The following is a 22379-nucleotide window of genomic DNA, read 5'->3' as shown; positions in this document are numbered from 1 at the left end:
TCGGTTACGGAAAGCCATATCTGGTTGCGTTCCGCGGTTGGTTTCGTTCCGGCGAGGGCGGCGTGAACCGCGCCGTCGCGACGTGCCTGCGTCCTGACGCGGCGCCGGGCTTTGAACTCCGCGTAAGCGAGGACTGACGCATGGCCTCCACCCACCTTGCCGACGTGACCATGTTCTGGAGTGCTGCCAGCGGCGGCGTGCGTCGCTACGTGCACGCCAAGCGCGCCTGGCTGCAGCGCTGCACCGATTGGCGGCACACGATTGCCGCGCCGGTCAACGACGGCGAGCGTATGGTCCGGGTGCCGGCCGTGCCGTTGCCGTTCTCGCACGGTTACCGCATGCCGTTGCAGCGCGGCGCGTGCGCGCAGGTGCTGACCCGGCTGGCGCCCGACCTGTTCGAGTCCGGCGACCCCTATCGCCTGGCCTGGTCGGTGCTCGACGCCGGTCGCCGTCTCGAGGTGCCGACCGTCGCCTTCTGCCATTCCAACCTCGAGGCGATGGCGCAGCGCGTCGGCGGCCGGCTCGCCGCCCGCGCTGCACGCCTCTATATGAAACGCCTCTACAGCCAGTTCGACCTGGTGCTGGCCCCCAGCGAAGCGATGCGCGCGCATCTGCAGGACATGGGCCTGGACGGTGTCGAGCGGCAGGCGTTGGGGGTGGACACGCAGGTGTTCCATCCCAAGCGCTTCGACGCCGTCTGGCGGGCTTCGCTGGGGCTGCCCCCGAATGCACGGCTGCTCGTCTATGCCGGTCGTTTCGCGCCGGAGAAACATCTCGATCTGCTGTGCAGCGCCGTCGCCCGGCTCGGGCCGCCTTATGTGCTGCTCGCGCTGGGCGCAGGCCCGACCCCGCCGAGCGGGGCCCGGGTGGTGGTGCGGCGCTTCGAGCACGACAGCCTGCGGCTGGCCCGCGTGCTGGCGAGCGCCGATGCCTTCGTGCACGCCGGCGATCAGGAGACCTTCGGGTTGGCGGCGTTGGAGGCCATGGCCTGTGGTCTGCCGCTGGTGGCGCGCCGCGCCGAGGGCCTGGCCGAATTGGTCGACGACAGCGTCGGGGTCGGTGTCGACCGCGCGCATCCGGACGACTTCGCACAGGCGATCGAAACCTGTTTTGCCCGCGACCGGCGAGAACTGTCTCGCGCCGCGCGGGCCCGGGCCGAGCTCTACGACTGGTCGAGCGTGATGCCCACCCTGATGGCCCGCTACCGCCGCCTGCTGATGCGGCGCGCGGCTGCGGCTCCTAGCTTGTCGCTCTCATCCCCAACGGAGGCTTGATGGAACCGAGTCTTTGTGTCGTACTGCATGACGTGGCCCCGTCGACCTGGGCCGCCTGTCAGCGGGTGATCGACGCCGTGGGCGAAGTCGCGCCCGTCCCGCTGACACTGCTGGCGGTGCCGCGTTACCACGGCTCGCCGCGCAACCCTGAATTCGAGGCCACGCTGACCCAACGCCAGGAATGTGGCGACGAACTGGCGCTGCACGGGTACACCCACCAGGACGACGGCACGCCCAGCGGGCCGATCGACCGGCTGCGCCGCCAGTGGTACACGGCCGGTGAAGGCGAGTTCGCAGCCTTGAGCTGCGAGGCCGCCACCCAGCGCCTGGTGGCCGGCGTGCGCTGGTTCCAGGCCAACCGCTGGCCGCTGTATGGCTTCGTCGCACCGGCCTGGCTGCTCAGCCCCGGCACCTGGCAGGCGCTGTCGGTGGTGCCGCTGAGCTACACCAGCACCTTGCGGAAGATCTACACGCTGCCCCACCGCCAGGCCATCACCAGCCCCAGCGTGTGCTACTCGACGCGCGCCGGTTGGCGCCGGCTGGCATCGGTGTGCTGGAACAGCGCGCTCTATCAGGCCGGGCAGGACTCGCAACTGTTGGTGCGGTTCGAGCTGCATCCGCACGATGCCGACCACTTCTGGGTGCGGCGCTCCTGGCAGCGCCTGTTGGCCTGGCATCTGCAGTACCGCCGCGCCTACACCGTGGCCGAGTTCGTGCGCCAGTGGCAAGAGACATCTTGCGCCGCCACGCTGCCGGCGACCTATTGGCACCCGCAGGACGACGCGTCGCTGCCGCTGGCTCAGAACAACATCAGCACGCCGACCGCCATCAAGGCCCCGATCGCCGCGCCGGCCAGCACGTCGCTCGGGTAGTGCAGGCCCAGCACCACGCGCGACAGGGCGATCAGCAGCGTGAAAGGCAGCAGCACGAAGGCCAGGGCCGGGAAATACTGAAGCAGCACCGTCGAGAAGGCCACCGCATGCAGCGTGTGGCCCGACGGGAAGCTGAACTGGTCGAGCGCGCGGGTGCAGGCGCGGATGTCCTGGCAGGCGACGAAGGGCCGTGGCCTGCCCGCCCAGCGTTTGAGCAGCCAATAAATGGTCAGGTTCACGAGGCCCAGCAGCATCATGCGCAGCGAGCAGGCCCAGCCTTGCGCGCCCGCGACCAGGGGCAGCACCCCCATGCTCGCATACCACAGCACCCCGTTGCCGAGCCGGCTGACGAGGGCCAGCAGCAGCACCAGGACGCGGTAGTTCGACGCCTGGTGCAGACGGCGTGTCCACAGCAGGTCGCGTTGCGCCCACAGGGTCCGGTGTTGTTTCAACAGCCCGAACTCAAGCCGGGCAAGCGGTGCGTGCGTGCGTTGTTTCCACTGCATGCGCTGCATCCAGCAGATGGGTTTCGAAGCGGGTGAGGATCGAACGCCAGGTCATCTCGAGGGTCGCCCGACGCGCGGCGTCGCGCATCGGCCGTAATTCGCCCTGTTGCGCGGCCAGCGCACAGGCGGCGGCGATGAAGCTTGCCTCGTCGCCCGGGCGCACCAGCAAGCCGCTTTCGCAATCGTCGATGTGTTCCCCGGCGGCGCCCGTGTCGTAGGCCACCACGGTCAGACCCGAGGCCATCGCTTCGAGCACAACGTTGCCGAAGGTATCGCTGAGGCTGGGGAACAGGAAGATGTCGGCGGAGGCGTAATGGCGTGCCAGCTCCTCGCCACGCTGGGCGCCGACGAAGCGCACCGACGGGTATTCGTTCTCCCAGCGTTTGCGCATCGGGCCGTCGCCGACCACCACCATCTGGGCCTGCGGATGGGCGGCCCGGATGGCATCGAAGGCGCACAAGGCCAGCGGCACGTTCTTTTCGGCGGCGAGGCGCCCGACGTACAACACCACCGGGGTGTGACGGCTGGCACCCCATTGGGTGCGCAGGCTGTTGCTGCGGTGGATCGGCGAGAAGTGTTCGGTGTCGACACCGCGGCCCACGACCGCCAGCCGTTCGAAACCGTGCTTGGCCAGCATGCGCCGCATGCCGTGGGTGGGGACGAAGGTCCGGTGTGATCCGTTGTGCAGGCGTTTCAGATAACCCCGCACCACGGGTTCGCACCACCCCAGCCCGTAATAGTGACTGTATTGATGGAAATTCGTGCGGAAGTCGCTGGTCACGGCGACACCCAGCGAGCGGGCCGCGCGCACGCTCGCCCAGCCCAGGGGGCCGGGCGTGGCGACATGAACCAGCTCGGGCGTTCGCGCCTGCCAGCGCTCTCGGAGGGTGCGCTGTAGCGCCAGGCCGAAGCGCAGGTCGCGGTACATCGGCAGCGGCAGGCTCCAGGTGCGCCATTCTTCTGCGTCGTTGCGTGCCGCTTCGTGCGGCTGGCGCGGGCGTACCAACTCGACCTCGTGATGTGCGCGCAAATGCTCGACGGTCCGTTCCACCGTCAGCGACACACCGTTGAGTTCAGGCGGATAGGTCTCCGTGATGTAGGCGATGCGCACTCTGACCCCCTTGCGTTTTGTGCCCGAGCTGAACAGCAAACGGTGTTCCCGCCGTGTATCCGGCTGTGGGGCCGGCGCGAGCGGAAGTGAGGCGTAACACCTGTTTTAATGCAGCCCTGTACTGACGAAACTGACGAAACGGAGGTCTTTGCGTGGATTGGGATACCTGGGGCGCGCGACTCGGCGCGCTCGACATCCGGTTGTTTTCCTTCGGCGGCACCAACTTCACGGTGTTGTCGTTGATGAAGTTGGCGCTGGCGCTGATGCTGGTGTTCGTGATCGCCGCGCAGCTGAGGCGGTGGATGGTGGCGCGGCTGCTGGTGCGGTTCCAGATGGACCTGGGGACCCGGCAGGCGATCGGCTCGGTGGTCCGCTACCTGGTCTTGATCGTCGGCATTGTCATCGTGCTGCAGAACGCCGGCGTCAACCTGACGGCGTTCAGCGTGGTGGCCGGCGCATTGGGCGTTGGCGTCGGTTTCGGCCTCCAGAACGTCTTCAGCAACTTCATCAGCGGCCTGATCATCATGCTGGAGCGCCCGATCAAGATCGGCGACCGCATCGAGCTGGCGAACATCGAGGGCGTGGTGCAGGACATCGGTGCGCGCCGCACGACGGTCGTCACCAACGACAACGTCGCCATCCTGGTGCCGAACCAACGCTTCATCACCGACAACGTCTTCAACCTGGCCTACCTGAACAGCCCGGTCCGGTTGCGGGTGCCCGTCAACGTCGCCGGCAGCAGCGACATCGAACTGGTGCGCGGGCTGCTGATCGAGGTGGCGGCGGGCAACACGCATGTGTTGAAGCAGCCCGAACCCAGCGTGTTCCTGCTGTCGCTCGGCGGCGGCGCCAAGGGCTTCGAGCTGCTGGTGTGGTACCACCCCAATGCCGTGACACGGCAGCAGCTGACCAGCGAGCTGAACTTCGAGATCGGGCGGCGCCTGGCGGCGCACGAGATCGCCAACGCCTGAGCCGACGCCGCGCAGGCTGGCCCTGATGGCGGGAGGGAATGGCATTTGCTCAACGTGGCGGAGCACGACTCTGTTCAGCTGTGATGACTCCTCGACACGCTATCGTCGCCGGCGGCGCCGGTTTTCTCGGCAGCCACCTGTGCGACCGCCTCCTCGAGGCTGGCCACCGCGTGACAGTGCTCGACAACTTCTCCACCGGCTCGCGTCGCAACCTGGAGCATCTGGCCCGGCACCGCCGGTTCAAGCTCCGGGAGCACGACGTGGTGCGGCCCCTCCCGCTCGACGCCGACGGCATCTTCAACTTCGCGTGCCCGGCGAGCCCGCTGCACTACCAGCGCAACCCGGTCCACACGACCTTGTCGAGCGTCGTCGGCGTGCACAACCTGCTGGAGCAGGCGCTGCGCTGTGGGGCGCGCATCTTCCAGTCGTCCACCAGCGAGGTCTACGGCGACCCCGAAGTGCATCCGCAGGTCGAGAGCTACGCGGGACATGTGAACATCCATGGGCCGCGCTCCTGTTACGACGAGGGCAAACGCTGCGCTGAGACCCTGTGTTTCGCGTATCACCGTCAGCACCAGGTGCCGGTGCGCATCGCCCGCATCTTCAACACTTATGGGCCGCGCATGCAGCCCGGCGACGGCCGTGTCGTGAGCAACTTCATCGTGCAGGCGCTGCGCGGCGACGACATCACGATCTATGGCGCGGGCGAGCAGACCCGCAGCTTCTGCTATGTCGACGACCTGATCGAAGGCATCTTGCGGTTGATGCATGCAGAAGTGGAGGGCCCGTTGAACCTCGGCAACCCGCGCGAGAACACCGTGCTCGAGCTGGCCGAGTTGGTCCTGAGGCTGGTCGGCAGCCGGTCGCGGCTGGTGTTCCGCCCGCTGCCGGCCGACGATCCCAAGCGACGCTGCCCCGACATCGGTCGTGCGCGCCGGCTGCTCGACTGGGAACCCCAGGTGCACCTCGAAGACGGCCTGCGCGAGACGATCGCCTACTTCCGCCGCTTGTTGGACGTCGACCGTCGTGTCGTGTCGCTGGCCCCCGTGCTCCCTCATGACGAGCCGCTGCCGCTCGACGACAGCGAGACCTGGCGCGCTGCCGCCCCGCCGCCCGCCTTGCCGGTCGCGGCCGCGCAGGGCCTGGGCTGAACCGGACTGTCGCGCGGCGTCTCACCCCGCGACGGGCGGCGCCCCTGCCGGCACCACGCCGGGATGCTCGAGCCTGTCGAGCGCGCGGCGAGTCACGCAGCGGGCCACCGCGAAACACAGCGCCGCATTGAAGAGGTGCCAGATGAAGTGCGTGCCGAGCGGCAGCGCCCGACACAGTTCGCCGTCGAGGCGGTGAAACGCCAGGCTGGCCCCGTGCGACACGGCCGCCAGCGCAAACAGCCGCCAGGCGGGGTCGCCGCGCGCGGCCAAAGCCAGGGTGCACGCGAGCAGCGTCCACAGCGCGGGCAGGTAGGCATGCAGGCCGAACAGCGCCTCGGGTCCGCCCAGGCGCAGCCAGCCTTCGGCCAGCAGGTACAGCCCAGGCATGCCCAGCAGCGCCCACGGCCAGCTCCAGCCCATCATCCAGCGCAGAAAGCAGGTGACGAACCACAACAAGAAGCAGCGGATGGCGAGCATGTCGAGCGACGCCCCCCAGCCGGTGGCCAGGGTGTGGAGCGCCATCGACCCGGCGCCCATGAAGCCGAGGCAGGCTGCCAGCAACGCCAGCGACCAGCGGCGGCCCCCGGCTGCGCCTGCCGGCGCCCGGGCGATGTCACGCGCCAGCCAGACCGCGCCGACCACGAAGGCCAGGCTGCTGCCGACGTTCAGCGGCTCGGCCCACAGTCCGGGGCCGACCCGCTCGCAGAAGTCGCTGACGAAGGCGTGCGTCGACAAGGCGGCATGGACAGCAGACGACACGGCCCACCCTCAACGCCCTTCGGCCGGTGCTCCCGGACGCGCGCTCACAGCAAGAATTCGAAGCGTGCCGCCAGCCACTCCAGCGACTTGGCTTTCCAGCCGCGCCCCCGCCAGTCGGACAGCTGCACCTCGGTGCTGCACTGAAGGTCGCGCTGGAAGACTTTTTCGAGCGCGTCGGCGAACCCGGCGTCGAGCACCACCACGTTGGCCTCCGCGTTGTGCAGAAAGCTGCGCCAGTCGAGGTTGCTCGAGCCGACCGTCGACCAGACGCCGTCGATCACGGTGGTCTTGGCATGCAACAGGGCATCGTGCCGTTCGTAGATGCGCACGCCGGCGCGCAGCAGCCGGCCGTAATGGGCGCGGCCGGCATGCATCGCCGCCCATGAATCGCTGATGCCGGGCAGCACCAGGCGCACGTCGACACCGCGCCGGGCGGCAGCGCACAAGGCGCGCAGCAACCGCCGGGTCGGCACGAAATAGGCGACCGTGACCCAGATGCGTTGCTCGGCGGTCGCGATGGCGCGCAGCAAGGCCCGGTAGAACGGGTTGCGGCGGCGCCCGGCATCGCAGGCGGCAACGCCGACGTGGTGCTCGCCGACCGCGCGCAGCTGCGGAAAGTAGCGCGCCCGCTGCGCCGCCCCATGCGTCTGCCCGCACCAATGGTCGAGGAACAGGCGTTGCAGCGTCGCGACCACCGGGCCTTCGACCCGCACATGCGTGTCGCGCCATTCGGATTCCTCGCTGGCGCGCCGCCCGGCGGTGGCACTCGACGGCGCCGAGTAGACACTGCTGATATTGATGCCGCCGGTGAAGGCGACGCGACCATCGACGATCAGCAGCTTGCGGTGGTCGCGCAGGTGCAGTGCGCGGCTGAGGGTGTTCTTCAGCGGGCTGAGCGGGTTGTACTCGCACAACTCGACACCGGCCCGGCGCAGCTGCTCGAAGTACTGCGCGGAGGTGCGCACCGAGCCGAAACCGTCGTAGAGCAGGTTGACCTTCACCCCCTGGCGCCGCTTGGCGATCAGCCGGCGCGCCAGTTCGTCGCCCGGCCCGTCGGCCTCGACGATGTAGCTTTCGATGTTGATGTGGTCGCGTGCCGCATCGATCGCCGCGAACATCGCTTCATAAGTCGCCGGGCCGTCGATCAAGACCTCGACCCGATTGCCCGGGGTCACCGGCCGGTCCAGCGCATGCGCGAGCGTGCGGGCATGGCGGCTCGCGCGCGCAGCAGCGCCGGCGCCTCCCAGGCTGCCACCCGAAGGCGTGGCGCCGGTCTTCGGAATGGGCGGCATCGGTGCGGCGGGCCAGAACGAGGAAGCCGTGCGGAGGGTGGGCATGGGCGGTGGCGAGCCCCGAATCGGGGACTTGGCTGCGATGCGCCTCACCAGCAATCAATATTCCCGCCCGCCTGCTGCCGGCGCCCTGTCTGGCGGCGCCACCGCCCGCGGCGATGGCGGCATGCCCATTGCCCGCTATGGGAGCCCCGGCAGGCGAAGCTTCGCACGCCGGCCCAGAGCGAAAGGAGCCAACATGAAGCCGATCCTGATCACGACCCTGGTGTCCCTGGCGGCCGCCGGTGCCGTGTGTGCGCAGACCAGCCCGGGGTCGATGCCGGGCAGCACGCCCGCGCCGGACACCTTGCCGCCACCGGTGACCCAACCCGACGCAGTACGCCACGCCGGCGGCAGTGACGCCGAGCGGCTGCGGGCGCCGGCCCGTGGCGACAACGAACGCACCGAGGCGCGCAGCCGCAGCGAGATGGCCAGTTGCACGGCTGGCCCGCGGGAGTCCTGGGCAGAATGCGCCCGTGGCGCCTTCGGCGGCCGCGCCGAAGAACGCGAGAGCGGTGCCGGCCGCGAGGGCAGTGTCACGGCGCCGCGCGAGCGCGGCATGAAGACGCCCCGCTGAGACGCCGCCAATGAAAACGCCCCGCACAGGCGGGGCGTCGAGGGCAGCGTGAAGGCCCGGCCTTCGCGCTCCCCGGTTCAGGCCGGATGGCCGAGGGCCTCGCGGTCCTGCGGCGTCGACGCGCTCAGGCGGCGATGGTCGCCTCGTTCGCAGCCGGCTCGGTCGGCTGCACGCTGACCCCGTCGTCCTGCTCGGCTGCCTCGGCCGCCGCGGCACCGCGATAGAGTTCGACGAACAGCGGCTGGCGGGCCAGCAGTTCTTCGACGCTGCCGACGTCCACGACACGGCCGGCGGCCATCACCACCACCTTGTCGAAGTGGGCCAGCAGGCTCATGCGGTGCACCGAGGCCACGATGGTGGCGTCGGGGAAGGCTTCTTCCATCCGGTGGTGCACATGCAGCTCGGTCATCGAATCGAGCGCGCTGGTCGGCTCGTCGAGCAGGATCAGCGAGCTTTGGCTGGCGGCCAACACACCGCGGGCCAGCGCCAGACGCTGCCGCTGGCCGCCCGACAGATTGAAGCCGCGCTCGGAAATCGGCGTGTCCAGGCCCATCGGCATGCGTTCCAGCACGGTGTCGAAGGCGCTGACGTGCACCGCCTGGGCGATCGCCGCCTCGCTGGCCGGCATGTCGAAGGTGATGTTCTCGCGCACCGTGGCTTCGAAGATCTCGGCTTCCTGGGGGATCAGCGTCGAGATGCCGCCGAGGTGGCGCAAGCCCAGCTGAGCGACGCCGTCGACCTCGAAGTGGCCGTGCTGGGTGTCGTACAGACCCGCCAGCACCCGCAGCAAAGTGCTCTTGCCGCCGCCGCTCGGGCCGACCAGCGCAACCCGCTCGCCGCGCTGCAGCGTGAACGACAGGTGGTGCAGGCCGCCGCGGTCGGCGTCGGCGCCGGCATGGCTGTAGCTGACGTCGGCGAGCGTGATGCGGTCCCAGTTGTCGGCGATGTCCGGGCCGGTGTGGGCGCGCTCGGGGGCCTCCCAGATCTCGTTGGAGCTGGCGAAGTTGGTACGGATGCGGGCGAAGTTCTGGTAGTTGGAGGCGATCGAGCCGACGACACCACCGGCTTGCTGGGCGTATTGGTAGATCATGAACAGGCTGCCGATCATCAGCGTCGCGCCGGCGCCGGCGGTGTGCCACGCGAAGGTCACCACCAGGCCCCACGTCAGTCCCAGCGTCAACAGGTCGACCGCGCACCACTTGAACTCGGTCAGCACGATGGTGCGCTTGAGCGGCGCGAACACGGCCAGCAGACGCTTGTCGAGCAGGCGCTGCGAGGCGGTTTGCAGGCGCAAGCTCATCACGGTCGAGATGTTGCCGATGAAGTCGAGCAGGCCCGCGGCATAACGGCGGCCCGCCTGGTTCTCCTGGGCGGCCAGTCGCATCAGCGCCTTGTCGAAACGCACGATCACGAGGCCCACGACCACATAGCCGACCACCGCGATGGCGCCGGTCATCTGCGACAGCAGGGTCAGCGCGATGATGGGGCCCAGCAGGTTGACCGCGTTTTGCAGGTAGATGAACTGGTTCTGGGCGAAGTCGAACAGCGCATGGCTGGCCTGGTCGACACGGTGTTGTACGTCGCCCGAATGGTGCTTGTCGTGCCACGCGAGCGGCACCCGGGTCAGCTTGCCGTACAGCGCGTCGGACACGCCGCGGCGCACGCGCACGCCCACCGAGCGTTCGAGCACCCGGCCGGGGCCGTGCAGCGCCCAGGCGCCGACGTAGACACCGACGATGGCCGCGATCCAGGCGCCGGCCTTGGCCAGCCCCTGGCTGCCGCCGGTCTGGATGCTGTTGATCGCTTGTGCGGCGAGCCACGGCGCGCACAGCTTGATGAGCTGCGAGCAGACCAGCAGCGTCATCGCGACGCTCCAGCGCAGGCGCACGCCCTCGGCGAAGTGCCAGACGCGGCGATAGAGATCAGCGACGCCGGTCGGTTCGGGGACAGCAGTAGTGCTCATTGGAATTCGAGTGGAAGGGATGCCTCTGACGGTGCTCCGCACTGTAGGGACCCACTCGAAATGGCAATAGTCGGGGGGCGGCCAGAGACTTTGTCAGAATCTTTCTGACAGACGGGCTGCGCGATTGTGGCCAGGCAGGCTTGTTACTGGCGCGCAAGTGAGCACCAGCGCGGCTTGCGGGCCGACAGGCGGTCGAGGTGATGTGCTGTCTGCACAACACCCATCCCGGCGCGGCGCGGGCACCCGCGTGGCGTCAGCGTGGTGTGCAGGCCTCGTCGCCGTGGGGCTCGGCGCGCCGCGGCGCGGCCAGCGGCAGCACGCCGGCGCCCGGGTCGCTGATCAGCACGCACACGAGCCGCAGCCGCGGTACACGCCGGCAGACGCTGCGCAGGCCGAGCAGCAAGGGCACGGCGATGAGGGCACCGGCCATGCCCCACACCCAGCCCCAGAACATCACCGACAGGAACACGAAGACCGGGTTCAACCGCAGCCGCCGGCCCATCAGCCACGGGCCCACCAGGTTGCTCTCGATGCCGTTGAGCACCAGGAACACGATGGCCGGTGCCAGCATCTGCCCGGCCGAGACGAAGGTGGTGATACCGGCGAGCAGCAGCGCCGCGGTCATCAGCACCGGCCCGATGTAGAAGACGAAGTTGAGCACCGCCGCCAGCGTGCCCCACATGATGGGGTTGGGCATGCCCAGCTGGTGCAACGCCAGCCCGGTCGCCACGCCCAGGCCGATGTTGAGCATGGTCATGGTGGTCAGGAAGCGTCCGATGTCACGCTGCGCCTCGCGGATGCCTGACAGCACCAGGGCCCGGGTGCGGCGGCGCCGGAGCGCGGCGACGGTGTGGCGCACCAGCCAGTGTTCGCTGGCCAGCATGAAATACAGCAGGATGAACGTCGCGGCGGCCGAGATCAGGAAATGCCAGAACTGACCCAGCACCACCCGGGTCAGCGCCATGCCTTCGGTTTTGAGTTGCTCGCGCAGCTCGGTGCTCGCCGCCGCCCCGGCGCCGCCGGTATCGACCCCGCCGGCCCCCGGCAGGGCCGCGCGCAGCCGCTCGAGCGACTCCATCAGCTGCTGCAGGTTCGACGGTGCACGCTCCCACCAGGCCGCCGCCGGCGTCACCAGGGTGCTGCCGAACAGCAGCAGCGACCCCAGCAGGCCGATCAGCACCAGTGCCGCCCCCAGCGAGGGCGGCACGCCGGCGCGCTGCAGGCTGCGCACCGGCGCGGCGAGCACGAAGGTGAGCATCACCGCGACGGTGACCGGCAGCGCCACCGTCTTGGCCGCCTTGAGCAGGAACACCAGCGCGATGGCCAGCAAGGCGACGCCGACCCAGCGCGGCACGCCGCCGCCGCTACGCGGCGTGGCAGGGAAGGGGGGGCGCGAGGGCGGCGTCGGGTTCATCGTCCAACCGGATGATCAGCGCTGCTCGCTGAGCTGGCCTTGCTCGTTGGAGAACAGCAGTTCGACGCGCCGGTTCATCTGGCGCCCAGACGGCGTCTCGTTGTTGGCCACCGGGTAGGCCTCGCCGTGCGGCGCAACGTCGATGCGGTCGCGGCCGACCCCACGCGTCACCAGCGCTTGCTGCACGGCTTCGGCACGGCGGCGCGAGAGTTCCAGGTTGGCGCCTTCGCTGCCGGTGCTGTCGGTGAAGCCTTCGATCAGCAATCGGCGTTCGGGGAAGTGGCGTAGCAGCTCGGCCACCCGTTCCAGCGTGCGCTCGGCGCCGGGCTTGAGGGTGGCCTGGCCGACGTCGAACAACACGTCTTGCAGCGTCAGCACCATGCCGCGTTCGGTGGCGCGGGCCGCCATCTGCTGCAGCTCCTGTTCGAGCTGGCTGGCGCGCTGCGATGCCGATTGCGCCTGTTGCTGCGCCGCCGCGGCGTTGGCTTGCGCGGAGGCGGCCTGGGCCTGCGCGGCACGGGCCTCGGTGGTGCGGGCGTCGGCGCGGATGCGTTCACGCTCGGCGCTCGCTTGTTGCACCCGGGTTTCGGCCTCTCGCTGGGCGCCGGCTTCGGCGGCCACCACGGTCAGCTGCTTGGCCAGGTAGGCGAGGTGGTTGGTTTCGGCGGTGTCGCCTTCGCCGGTCCAGGAAGCGTCGGCGCGGGCCAGCGCGGCACGGGCGCGTTCCAGTTCGACCTGGGCGGTCGAGGCGACGGCGGGGCTGGTGCTGGTGCGGCCATACAGCTGCCGCGCTTCCTCTAGCGCGGCGTTGGGTTGGGTCGGGCCGCTGGCGCAGCCGACAAGCAGGCCGGCAGCCATCGCTGCGGCCGTCAGACAGAGGTTGTTCTTCATCGGGTGCTCCTCAGGTCACGAGGCCGGGCGGCCCTGGGGCCGCGCCAGTTCTTCGCGCAGCATGCGGTTGCCTTGCTCGATCTCGCCGACGGCCTTGCGTGACTTCTCGGCGGCCGCCTTGGCGCTTGCCACCTGCGCATCCACTTCGGCCTGCTCGGCCAGGCGGCGGGCGTTCAGCTTGTCGTCGGTGCGCATGGCGTTCTTGGCGGCATCGAGCTTCTGGCGCGCCTGGTTCAGTTCGAGCGGCGCGTATTGCTGCGCACCGGCACTGACCGCGCCGTCGACCGCGGCCTGGCTGACGGCCATCTGCTCACTCGGCTCCGGCGTGCGATGCGCGCAGCCGGCAAAGGCGAAGGCGGCCAGCAGCGGAACTGCCAGCCGCCAGGGCACTGGGGAATAGGGCTTCATACACGTCTCCTTCTGACGGTGGTTGAAGACGCAATCGAAACAGCAGGTTTTGTTCCTATATTGCACCGCATCGCCGGAGGGGTGCGGTATCCGACTGCTTCGGCCGGCCCGCGCCCTGCGTGGCCCTCGCGTCCCTGCGAAAATCCGCGCATGTCCGATCTTTTCTCTGCCGGTGCGCCTGAGGCGGCGCCCGATGCACCACTGGCCGAACGCCTGCGCCCGCGCACCCTCGACCAGGTGATCGGGCAGCAGCACCTGCTCGGTCCGGGCAAGCCCTTGCGCGCCGCGTTCGAATCGGGTCAGCCCCATTCGATGATCCTGTGGGGGCCGCCAGGCGTCGGCAAGACCACCTTGGCGCGGCTGATGGCCGACGCCTTCGATGCGCAGTTCATCCAGATCTCGGCGGTGCTGGGCGGCGTGAAAGACATCCGCGAAGCGGTGGAACAGGCGCAGGTGGCCCGCAGCATGGGGCGCCGCACCATCGTGTTCGTCGACGAAGTACACCGCTTCAACAAGGCGCAGCAGGACGCCTTTCTGCCGCACGTGGAGTCGGGGCTGTTCACCTTCATCGGCGCGACCACCGAGAACCCGTCGTTCGAGGTCAACTCGGCGCTGCTGTCGCGCGCGACGGTCCACGTGCTGCAGGCCTTGGGCGATGCGGACATGCAGGTGCTGCTCGGCAAGGCGCAGCAACTGCTCGGCGCGCCGGGGATGACCGAGGCCGCGCGCGACCGCCTGATCGGTTACGCCGACGGCGACGCGCGGCGCTTGCTCAATACGTATGAGAACCTGGTGCGCATGAGCGGCCCGCAGGGCGTGCTGGAGATCGACGAAGCCCTGCTGGAGCGCTCGCTGGGCGAGCAACTGCGGCGCTATGACAAGGGCGGCGAGCAGTTCTACGACACCATCTCGGCGCTGCACAAGTCGGTGCGGGGCTCCGACCCGGACGCCGCCCTGTATTGGTTCGTGCGCATGGTCGATGGGGGCGTGGACGCGCGTTACATCTCGCGCCGGTTGATCCGCATGGCGGTGGAAGACATCGGGCTGGCCGACCCCAGGGCGCTGCGCTTGACGCTGGACGCCGCCGAAACCTATGAGCGGCTCGGCTCGCCGGAAGGCGAGCTGGCATTGGCCGAGGCAGTGGTCTATCTTGCGATGGCGCCGAAGTCGAACGCGGTCTATGCGGCCTACAACGCCGCGCGGGCCTTCGTGAAGCAGGACGGCACCCGCCCGGTGCCCCTGCACTTGCGCAACGCCCCGACCCGCTTGATGAAGGACATCGGCTACGGCAAGGGCTATCGCTACGCCCACGACGAGCAAGACGCCTTCGCGGCCGGCGAACGCTACCTGCCGGACGGCCTGGAGGACCTCAGCTTCTACCACCCCGCGCCTCGGGGGCTCGAGATCCGCATCGGAGAAAAACTCGAAGAATTGCGCCAAAAGAACGAACAATCGCGCAAAAAACGATGATCTTTTCGACGCGTCGTTGGATTGACGGCCTCTGAAGGGTAAACCCCGAACTTTTCACCAAGCAGCGCTTGGCTACAATCCGCGCCATTTTGTGGCCGGTCTACGGGGTCTTCCCTGTCATCGGCCCGGTGTCTGGCTGGGGTTCTGTCTCCGCACTGCGGGCCAACGGGCGCGCATGTGCGGGCACACCTTTTGCTCCGGCCCGACATTTACTCAATCTCTCGGAGACCCGACTGATGGATATCTTTCTCCAACAGATCATCAATGGTCTGGTGCTCGGCAGCATGTATGCGCTGGTGGCACTGGGCTATACGATGGTCTACGGCATCATCAGCCTGATCAACTTCGCCCACGGCGAAGTGCTGATGGTCGGCGCCCTGACCAGCTGGACGGTGGTCAGCTACCTGCAGGAGGTGGCGCCCAACATGCCGGGCTGGGCGATGATGCTGATCTCGCTGCTGTGCGCCATCGTGGTGTGTGCGGCGCTCAACTTCGCGATCGAGAAGATCGCCTACCGGCCGCTGCGCAATGCGCCCCGTTTGGCGCCGCTGATCACGGCGATCGGTATGTCCATCCTGCTGCAGACGCTCGCGATGATCGTCTGGAAGCCCAACCCCAAGCCCTATCCCCTGCTGCTGCCGACCGAAGTGATCGAGGTGGGCGGCGCCGTCATCACCACCACCCAGGTGCTGATCCTGGTCACCACCGCGGTGCTGCTGGTCGGCCTGCTGTGGCTGGTCAACAAGACCAAGCTCGGCCGCGCGATGCGCGCCACGGCCGAGAACCCCCGCGTGGCCAGCCTGATGGGCGTGCGGCCCGACATGGTGATCTCGGCCACCTTCATCATCGGCGCGGCGCTCGCCGCCGTGGCCGGCGTGATGTGGGCCGCCAACTACGGCACGGTGCAGCATTCGATGGGCTTCCTGCCCGGCCTGAAGGCCTTCACCGCCGCCGTGTTCGGCGGCATCGGCAACCTGACCGGCGCGATGGTGGGCGGTGTGCTGCTCGGCCTGATCGAGGCGATCGGCTCGGGCTATCTGGGTGAGTTGACCGGCGGTGTGCTGGGCAGCCACTACGCCGACATCTTCGCCTTCCTCGTCCTGATCCTGGTGCTGACCCTGCGTCCTTCGGGCCTGCTCGGCGAGCGCGTGGCCGATCGAGCCTGACCGCTGGAGACCTCCATGCTGCAAAAAAACAAGCTGCTGTTCTACGTGCTGATCGGCATCGCGCTGGTGGTGCTGCCCCATCTGGTGCTGACCGCCGGCCAGGGCTGGGTGCGCATCATCGACCTGGCGCTGCTCTACGTGATGCTGGCGCTGGGCCTGAACATCGTGGTCGGCTATGCCGGCCTGCTCGATCTCGGCTACGTGGCGTTCTATGCGGTGGGTGCCTATCTGTTCGCGCTGATGGCGTCGCCGCATCTGTCCGACACCTTCCCGGCGTTCGCCCAGATGTTCCCCAATGGTCTGCACACGCCGATCTGGGTCATCGTGCCGCTGGCCGCAGGCGTCGCGGCGCTGGCCGGCGTGCTGCTCGGCACCCCGGTGCTGCGTCTGCGCGGCGACTACCTGGCGATCGTGACGCTCGGCTTCGGCGAGATCATCCGCGTGTTCATGAACAACCTGGAGCAGCCGATCAACATCACCAACGGCCCGCGCGGCTTGAGCGCGATCGACTCGATGCGGATCTTCGGCTTCGACTTCGGCAAGACGCTGGTGATCGGCGAGTACCGCATCCCGCCGGTGGTGCTGTACTACTACCTGTTCCTGGCGCTGGTGCTGTTCTCGATCCTGATCTGCCACCGTTTGCAGAACTCCCGCATCGGCCGCGCCTGGATGGCGATCCGTGAAGACGACATCGCGGCCAAGGCGATGGGCATCAACGTGCGCAACATGAAGCTGCTCGCGTTCGGCATGGGCGCCACCTTCGGCGGCGTCGCCGGCTCGATGTTCGCGGCCTTCCAGGGTTTCATCTCGCCTGAGTCGTTCAGCCTGATGGAGTCGGTGATGATCGTCGCGATGGTGGTGTTGGGCGGCCTCGGCCACCTGCCCGGTGTGGTGCTGGGCGCCTTGCTGCTGGCCGCGCTGCCCGAAGTGCTGCGCTATGTCGCCGGCCCGCTGCAGCAGGCCACTGGCGGCCGCCTCGATGCGGCCATCCTGCGCCAGCTGCTGATCGCGCTGGCGATGATCATCGTGATGCTGCTGCGCCCGCGCGGTCTGTGGCCCTCACCCGAGCACGGCAAGGCGGCACCCCAGCCGGCCACGAAGTAAGGAGACCGAGATGAGCAACTCCGACATCATTCTCAAGGTCGCCGGCATCTCCAAGCGTTTCGGCGGGCTGCAGGCATTGTCCGACGTGGGCATCGAGATCCGGCGCGGGCAGGTCTACGGCCTGATCGGCCCCAACGGCGCCGGCAAGACCACCTTCTTCAACGTGATCACCGGGCTGTACACGCCCGATTCCGGCAGCTTCGAGCTGGAGGGCAAGGCCTACAGCCCCACCGCGGTGCACGAGGTGGCCAAGGCGGGCATTGCGCGCACCTTCCAGAACATCCGCTTGTTCGCCGAGATGACCGCGCTCGAGAACGTGATGGTGGGCCGGCACATCCGCACCGGCTCGGGCCTGTTCGGCGCGATGTTCCGCACCAAGTCGTTCCGCGACGAGGAAGAGCAGATCCGCCAGCGCGCGCTGCAGCTGCTCGACTACGTGGGGATCGGCAAGTACGCCGACTACAAGGCGCGCACGCTCAGCTACGGTGACCAGCGACGGCTCGAGATCGCCCGGGCGCTGGCGACCGAGCCGAAGCTGATCGCGCTCGACGAACCGGCGGCGGGCATGAACGCGACCGAGAAGGTCGTGCTGCGCGAGCTGATCGACCGCATCCGCAAGGACGGTCGCACCATCTTGCTGATCGAACACGACGTGAAGCTGGTGATGGGCCTGTGCGACCGCGTGACGGTGCTCGACTACGGCAAGCAGATCGCCGAAGGCACGCCCTACGACGTGCAGCGCAACGAGAAGGTCATCGAGGCCTACCTCGGTGCCGGCCACGCGGCCCACTGACCCGCCCCCGAAACGAAAGCGTTCGAAGATGACCCAGACCATCCTCAAGATCAGCGGCCTGAGAGTCGCGTACGGCGGCATCCAGGCCGTCAAGGGCGTGTCGCTCGAAGTCAGGGAAGGCGAGCTCGTCAGCCTGATCGGCGCCAACGGTGCCGGCAAGACCACCACCCTGAAGGCCGTTACCGGCACCCAGCCCATCGCCGATGGCGGCGTCGAGTACCTCGGCGTGCCGTGCAAGGGCAAGGGCGCGTGGGACCTGGTGCGCCAGGGCCTGGTGATGGTGCCCGAGGGCCGCGGCACCTTCACCCGCATGACCATCACAGAGAACCTGTTGATGGGTGCCTTCATCCGCAAGGACCGCGAGATCGACACCGACATCGAAAAAGTGTTCGAGTGGTTCCCGCGGCTGAAGGAGCGCCGCAACCAGCTGGCCGGCACCATGTCGGGCGGCGAGCAGCAGATGCTGGCGATGGGCCGCGCGTTGATGGCGCGCCCCAAGCTGCTGCTACTCGACGAACCGTCGATGGGCTTGTCGCCGATCATGGTCGACAAGATCTTCGAGGTCGTGAACGACATCCACCGGCAGGGCGTCACGGTGCTGCTGGTCGAGCAGAACGCGAGCCGGGCGCTGCAGATCGCCAACCGCGGTTATGTGATGGAGTCGGGCGAGATCACGATGGACGGGCCGGCCGACCAACTGCTCAAGGACCCGCGGGTGCGGGCGGCCTATCTGGGCGAGTGAGTGGTCGCCGCTCGAGAGAAGCCGCCCGAGGGGCGGCTTTTTTTGTGGTCAGTTCGCAGACGAGCTTTGCAATGTCCTGACAATCACGGAGCAGGCGTACGCGCAATGGCCATCAGCTCGTTGCGATCCGCGTCGGTCATCGGCTCCGCCGGGCCCGACCTCAAACCTTCTTCTACCAGTGCCCGCAGGCGCTTTTTGGCTTGTTCGCGTTGGTCGCGCCGCACCAGATCCTGGATGTACTCCGAGCGGTTGCCGTACTCTCCAGAAGCAACACGAGCATCCACGTACTCGACGGTGGCTTCGGGAATGGCGATGGAAATGGTGCTGGGCATCGTCACATCTTTCAAGCGCTAACCATCGTTGTCAACCTCGGGCTTGCTCAGAAGCTGTGAGCAAGCTGCGACAGACCGCTCTCCTGTTTGCCTTTTGACGTCGCGCAAGGCCGGCACGAAAACGCACACCTTTCAGGGTTAGTCCCGATCATGAGCCGCCTTACGGCGGCCGAAATCGGATCAGGGCATGGAAGGACGAAGGTCCTGACCCCTCGCCAGGCGCGGGCGACGTCGTGTCTCGACAAGCCGCATCAAAGCGCCGGCGATCTGTGATGGGTGAGGGCGCCCGTGGCGGGCGCAGAGGAGAGCGATGTGATGACGACGTGGTGTGCCAAGCTGCTGGCTGGTCTGTGTTTCGTGGTCTCGTTGACGGCGCCGGCACAGGCGGCCAACGAGAAGGGGTCGGCCGACGAGGCGATGGCGATGACCAAGAAGGCGGTGGCTTTCTACAAGGCCAACGGGGCCGAGAAGGCGTTTGCCGAATTCAACAAGCCTGATGGGCAGTTCCGCGACCGGGATCTGTACATCTTCGTCTATGACAAGGCCGGCACGGTGCTGTCGATCGGCAGCAATCCCAAGCTGATCGGCAAGAACCTGATCGACATGAAAGACGTGGATGGCAAGCCCATCATCAAGGGCTTCGTCGACCTCGCGTTCGGTCCGGCCGGCAAAGGCTGGGTCGACTACAAGTGGCCCAATCCGGTGAGCAAGGCGGTCGAGCCGAAGTCGAGCTATATCGAACGCGCCGGTGACGTGCTGATCGGCTGCGGCATCTACAAGTAATCCACTTCGCCAACACAAGCCGGGCGCGCCGCGGCCCGCGCAGGCCGCGCCGCGCCCGCACATGCACAGGAGGCTTCCATGCAACTGAGAAGCATGCGTATCGGCACCCGGCTGTATCTCGGCTTCGGCCTGGCGATCCTCTTGCTCGCCGCAGCGCTGCTCAGCGCAGGCATCATCGGCCACCGCAATCGCGACCACCTGGTGGAGGGGCTGAACCGCTCCGCCGAGAAGGCGCAACTGGCGGTGGCGATGCGTTCGGCCATCCTGTCGAGCGCCGTCGGCATGCGCAACCTGGTGCTGCAAAGCGAGGTGGCGCCCATCCAGCAGGAAGAGGCCAAGGTCAAGCAGCAGCTCAAGGCCTTCCAGGACGCCCGCGCGCGTCTGGTCGAAATGGGCGGCCTGTCGCCTTCCGAACAGACCACGCTGGACGCGCTGGTGCAGCTCGAGAAAGAGCTGCAGCGGCCCTTCACGCAGGCGGTCGCGTTGTCGTTGGCGTTCGACAGCGACACCGCCATCTCGGTGGTGAACAAGCAGGTCGATCCCTTGCAGCAGCAGCTGCTCGCCAAGCTCGGCGAGTTTGCCGACCTGCAGAACCGCCACACGCAAGACCTGTTCACCGCCGCCGACGCGTCGGGGCAGCGGGTCGATTTGTTCATGCTCGCCGTCGGCACGCTGGCCGCCTTGGCGGCTGCGGGTGCGGCCGTGGTCATCACGCGCAGCATCACCGGGCCGCTGGCCGAGGCCGTGCGCTCGTTGCGCCGTGTCGCACAGGGTGACCTGAGCTGCGTCGCCGAAGACCCGGGGCGCGACGAAGTGGCCCAGGTCCTGAGCGCGGTGCGGGGGATGACGCAGAACCTGACTGAGATGGTGCGCCGCGTGAGCGAATCTTCCGACGCCATCGCGCGTGCCACACAGGAGATTGCCGGGGGCAACGTCGACCTGTCGGCCCGCACCGAAACCCAGGCGGCCGGCTTGCAGCAGACCGCCGCCTCGTTGCAGCAACTGACCGAGCGGGTACGCGTGAACGCCGAGCATGCGCTGAACGCGAACAGCCTGGCGCAGAGCGCGGCCAACGACGCCGAGATGGGCGGGCGGCTGATGACCGACGTGGTCGGGACCATGAGCTCGATCGAGTCGGCGTCGACCCGGGTCAACGACATCGTCGGCGTCATCGACGGCATCGCTTTCCAGACCAACATCTTGGCCCTCAATGCCGCCGTCGAGGCCGCCCGTGCCGGCGAGCATGGGCGCGGCTTCGCGGTCGTGGCCGCCGAGGTGAGGGTGCTGGCGCAGCGTTCGGCAACGGCTGCCAAGGAGATCAAGGCGCTGATTGCCGAGTCGGGCGAGCGGGTGCGCGACGGGGCGCAGCTGGTGGCGAAAGCGGGCAGCACGATGACCGGCATCGTCCGCGGCATCAAGTCGGTCACCGAGGCGGTGGGCAGCATCACGTCGTCGAGCCGACAGCAGGCCGAGGGGATCGCGCAGGTCAACAGCGCCGTCGAGCAGATGGATCACAGCACGCAGCAGAACGCAGCGCTCGTCGAGCAATCGGCAGCGGCGGCGGCCAGCCTGCAGACCCAAGCCGATCACTTGGTGCGGGCGGTATCGGTGTTCAAGATCGCGTGACCGCACGCCGTTGAGCCGCCGCGGCGCTGACACTCGAGTGCAGCGTCCCGCGGCTTTCTTGCCCTGAGCCTCGCCCCTGCTCGTCGACGTCCGGCGCCAGCGGGCGCCGCCGCCGAGAACGCGTCCGACCTACTCGATCTTCGCGCCGCTACGCTGCACCACACCCTTGTATTTCGTCAGCTCCGCTTGCACGAAGGCGGCGAACTGCTGCGGTGTGGTCGGCGCCGGTTCGGCCATGAAGGTGGCGAAACGTGTCTTGACGTCGGACGTGTGTAGCGCTCGCACGAAGGCCTGGTTCAAGCGCGCCACGGTGTCCGGGGGTGTCTTGGCCGGCGCGAACAGGCCGAACCAGGTGTCGACCTCGAAGCCCGGCAGTCCCGACTCCGCCACTGTCGGCAGCTCGGGCATCGCGGGGGCGCGGCGCGCGGTGGTCACCGCCAGGGCCTTGAGCTTGCCGGCGCGGATGTTCGCGGCCGCCGCTGCCAGGTTGTCGAAGTTCAGATCGACCTGGCCGGACAGCAAGCCGAGCTGGGCCGGTGCCGCGCCCGCGTAGGCGATGTGCACGATGCTCACCTTGGCCTGGCCCTTGAACATCTCGCCGGCCAGGTGCCCGGCACTACCGTTGCCCCCCGAGCCGTAGTTCAGCTGGCCCGGATGGGCCTTGGCATAAGCGACCAGGTCTTGCAGCGAGGCGATGCCCAGCCGGCTGGCGGTCTGGGCGTTCATCACCAGCACGTTGGGCACCCGGGCCACCAGCGTGATGGGCGCGAAATCGCGGATCGGGTCGTAGGGGATGCGGGCGTACAGCCACGGATTGATGGCGTGGGTGGCCACCGCTCCCATCACCAGCGTGTGGCCGTCCGGGGGCGCCTTGGCAACCCAATCGGCGCCGAGGTTGCCGCCGGCGCCGGCCTTGTTCTCGACCACCACCGTCCCGAGCGTGTCGCGCACGCTTTCCGCGAGCAGCCGGGCGATCGCGTCGAGCGGGCCGCCCTGCGGGTAGGGCACGACCAGCTTGAGGGGCTGGGACTGCGCGCGCAGCGCGGTGGGGCCGCACAGGGCGGCGAGCCCGAAGGCCTGGGACTGCAGCCAGAGGCGTCGATTCATGGTGGCCTGCGCGCCGTCGTGGGAGCGT

Annotated in this window: 22 protein-coding genes; 12 read left to right on the top strand and 10 right to left on the bottom strand. The window is 68.2% G+C overall.

Going from position 1 to position 22379, the window contains the following annotated elements:
• Window positions 1–140: 140 nt before the first annotated feature.
• The gene (locus AAW51_RS19460; protein ID WP_047195930.1) at window positions 141–1274 is read left to right on the top strand and encodes a glycosyltransferase; all 1134 of its coding nucleotides are present in this window, start codon (window positions 141–143) and stop codon (window positions 1272–1274) included.
• Window positions 1274–2146: a DUF2334 domain-containing protein gene (locus tag AAW51_RS19455; RefSeq protein WP_047195929.1), complete on the top strand. Its 873-nt coding sequence runs from the start codon at window positions 1274–1276 to the stop codon at window positions 2144–2146. The genes AAW51_RS19460 and AAW51_RS19455 overlap by 1 nt, the downstream gene beginning before the upstream one ends.
• On the opposite strand, the gene AAW51_RS19450 is transcribed toward AAW51_RS19455, so the two are convergent.
• The gene (locus tag AAW51_RS19450; RefSeq protein WP_083438720.1) at window positions 2074–2652 is read right to left on the bottom strand and encodes a phosphatase PAP2 family protein; all 579 of its coding nucleotides are present in this window, start codon (window positions 2650–2652) and stop codon (window positions 2074–2076) included. The two genes, AAW51_RS19455 and AAW51_RS19450, sit on opposite strands and share 73 nt — an antisense overlap.
• On the bottom strand, window positions 2609–3763 hold the full coding sequence (locus tag AAW51_RS19445; RefSeq protein WP_047195928.1) for a glycosyltransferase family 4 protein: 1155 nt from the start codon (window positions 3761–3763) through the stop codon (window positions 2609–2611). The genes AAW51_RS19450 and AAW51_RS19445 overlap by 44 nt, the downstream gene beginning before the upstream one ends.
• A gap of 152 nt (window positions 3764–3915) precedes the next feature.
• Here AAW51_RS19445 and AAW51_RS19440 point away from each other — a divergent pair, with 152 nt between their 5' ends.
• Window positions 3916–4734, top strand: a complete 819-nt coding sequence (locus AAW51_RS19440) for a mechanosensitive ion channel family protein (RefSeq protein WP_047195927.1) — start codon at window positions 3916–3918, stop codon at window positions 4732–4734.
• Window positions 4735–4817: 83 nt separating this feature from the next.
• The gene (locus tag AAW51_RS19435) at window positions 4818–5885 is read left to right on the top strand and encodes a UDP-glucuronic acid decarboxylase family protein (RefSeq protein ID WP_083438426.1); all 1068 of its coding nucleotides are present in this window, start codon (window positions 4818–4820) and stop codon (window positions 5883–5885) included.
• 21 nt (window positions 5886–5906) lie between these two features.
• On the opposite strand, the gene AAW51_RS19430 is transcribed toward AAW51_RS19435, so the two are convergent.
• Both AAW51_RS19430 and AAW51_RS19425 read right to left on the bottom strand, forming a co-directional pair.
• On the bottom strand, window positions 5907–6644 hold the full coding sequence (locus tag AAW51_RS19430) for a hypothetical protein (protein ID WP_053013765.1): 738 nt from the start codon (window positions 6642–6644) through the stop codon (window positions 5907–5909).
• A gap of 44 nt (window positions 6645–6688) precedes the next feature.
• On the bottom strand, window positions 6689–7981 hold the full coding sequence (locus AAW51_RS19425) for a phospholipase D-like domain-containing protein (RefSeq protein ID WP_053013763.1): 1293 nt from the start codon (window positions 7979–7981) through the stop codon (window positions 6689–6691).
• Between the two features lie 193 nt (window positions 7982–8174).
• On the opposite strand from AAW51_RS19425, the gene AAW51_RS19420 reads away from it, so the two are divergent.
• A complete protein-coding gene (locus tag AAW51_RS19420) occupies window positions 8175–8552 on the top strand; it encodes a hypothetical protein (RefSeq protein WP_047195926.1) in 378 nt (125 codons plus the stop codon).
• Between the two features lie 124 nt (window positions 8553–8676).
• Here the strand turns inward: AAW51_RS19420 and AAW51_RS19415 are convergent, their stop codons facing one another.
• The 4 genes from AAW51_RS19415 to AAW51_RS19400 form a co-directional block, all read right to left on the bottom strand.
• Window positions 8677–10515, bottom strand: a complete 1839-nt coding sequence (locus tag AAW51_RS19415; protein WP_083438425.1) for an ABC transporter ATP-binding protein — start codon at window positions 10513–10515, stop codon at window positions 8677–8679.
• Window positions 10516–10768: 253 nt separating this feature from the next.
• Window positions 10769–11929 carry an AI-2E family transporter gene (locus tag AAW51_RS19410; protein WP_047195925.1) on the bottom strand — a complete coding sequence of 387 codons (1161 nt, stop codon included), beginning with the start codon at window positions 11927–11929 and terminating at the stop codon, window positions 10769–10771.
• A gap of 15 nt (window positions 11930–11944) precedes the next feature.
• Window positions 11945–12820: an OmpA family protein gene (locus tag AAW51_RS19405; RefSeq protein ID WP_047195924.1), complete on the bottom strand. Its 876-nt coding sequence runs from the start codon at window positions 12818–12820 to the stop codon at window positions 11945–11947.
• Between the two features lie 15 nt (window positions 12821–12835).
• A complete protein-coding gene (locus tag AAW51_RS19400) occupies window positions 12836–13228 on the bottom strand; it encodes a DUF4398 domain-containing protein (RefSeq protein WP_047195923.1) in 393 nt (130 codons plus the stop codon).
• Between the two features lie 150 nt (window positions 13229–13378).
• Between AAW51_RS19400 and AAW51_RS19395 the strand changes: the two genes are divergently transcribed.
• The 5 genes from AAW51_RS19395 (at window position 13379) to AAW51_RS19375 (ending at window position 18503) form a co-directional block, all read left to right on the top strand.
• Window positions 13379–14698, top strand: coding sequence for a replication-associated recombination protein A (locus tag AAW51_RS19395; RefSeq protein WP_047195922.1), 1320 nt, complete (start codon window positions 13379–13381; stop codon window positions 14696–14698).
• A 236-nt stretch (window positions 14699–14934) separates the two neighbouring features.
• Window positions 14935–15864 carry a branched-chain amino acid ABC transporter permease gene (locus AAW51_RS19390; protein WP_047195921.1) on the top strand — a complete coding sequence of 310 codons (930 nt, stop codon included), beginning with the start codon at window positions 14935–14937 and terminating at the stop codon, window positions 15862–15864.
• A 15-nt stretch (window positions 15865–15879) separates the two neighbouring features.
• Window positions 15880–16968, top strand: a complete 1089-nt coding sequence (locus AAW51_RS19385) for an ABC transporter permease subunit (RefSeq protein WP_047195920.1) — start codon at window positions 15880–15882, stop codon at window positions 16966–16968.
• A 10-nt stretch (window positions 16969–16978) separates the two neighbouring features.
• Window positions 16979–17761 carry an ABC transporter ATP-binding protein gene (locus AAW51_RS19380; RefSeq protein ID WP_047195919.1) on the top strand — a complete coding sequence of 261 codons (783 nt, stop codon included), beginning with the start codon at window positions 16979–16981 and terminating at the stop codon, window positions 17759–17761.
• Window positions 17762–17789: 28 nt separating this feature from the next.
• The gene (locus AAW51_RS19375) at window positions 17790–18503 is read left to right on the top strand and encodes an ABC transporter ATP-binding protein (protein ID WP_047195918.1); all 714 of its coding nucleotides are present in this window, start codon (window positions 17790–17792) and stop codon (window positions 18501–18503) included.
• An 83-nt stretch (window positions 18504–18586) separates the two neighbouring features.
• On the opposite strand, the gene AAW51_RS19370 is transcribed toward AAW51_RS19375, so the two are convergent.
• Entirely contained in the window at window positions 18587–18835 is a 249-nt protein-coding gene (locus AAW51_RS19370; protein ID WP_047195917.1) for a type II toxin-antitoxin system ParD family antitoxin, read from the bottom strand.
• Between the two features lie 315 nt (window positions 18836–19150).
• On the opposite strand from AAW51_RS19370, the gene AAW51_RS19365 reads away from it, so the two are divergent.
• Window positions 19151–19618 (top strand): cache domain-containing protein, encoded by a 468-nt coding sequence (locus AAW51_RS19365; protein ID WP_047195916.1) that lies wholly within the window; start codon window positions 19151–19153, stop codon window positions 19616–19618.
• Between the two features lie 78 nt (window positions 19619–19696).
• Entirely contained in the window at window positions 19697–21244 is a 1548-nt protein-coding gene (locus AAW51_RS19360) for a methyl-accepting chemotaxis protein (RefSeq protein WP_047195915.1), read from the top strand.
• Window positions 21245–21373: 129 nt separating this feature from the next.
• Here the strand turns inward: AAW51_RS19360 and AAW51_RS19355 are convergent, their stop codons facing one another.
• Window positions 21374–22351 carry a Bug family tripartite tricarboxylate transporter substrate binding protein gene (locus AAW51_RS19355; protein ID WP_047195914.1) on the bottom strand — a complete coding sequence of 326 codons (978 nt, stop codon included), beginning with the start codon at window positions 22349–22351 and terminating at the stop codon, window positions 21374–21376.
• Between the last annotated feature and the right edge of the window lie 28 nt (window positions 22352–22379).

This window comes from Caldimonas brevitalea, assembly GCF_001017435.1.
Taxonomy (GTDB): Bacteria; Pseudomonadota; Gammaproteobacteria; order Burkholderiales; family Burkholderiaceae_C; genus Caldimonas; species Caldimonas brevitalea.
This window is presented reverse-complemented; position numbering and strand designations above follow the sequence as displayed.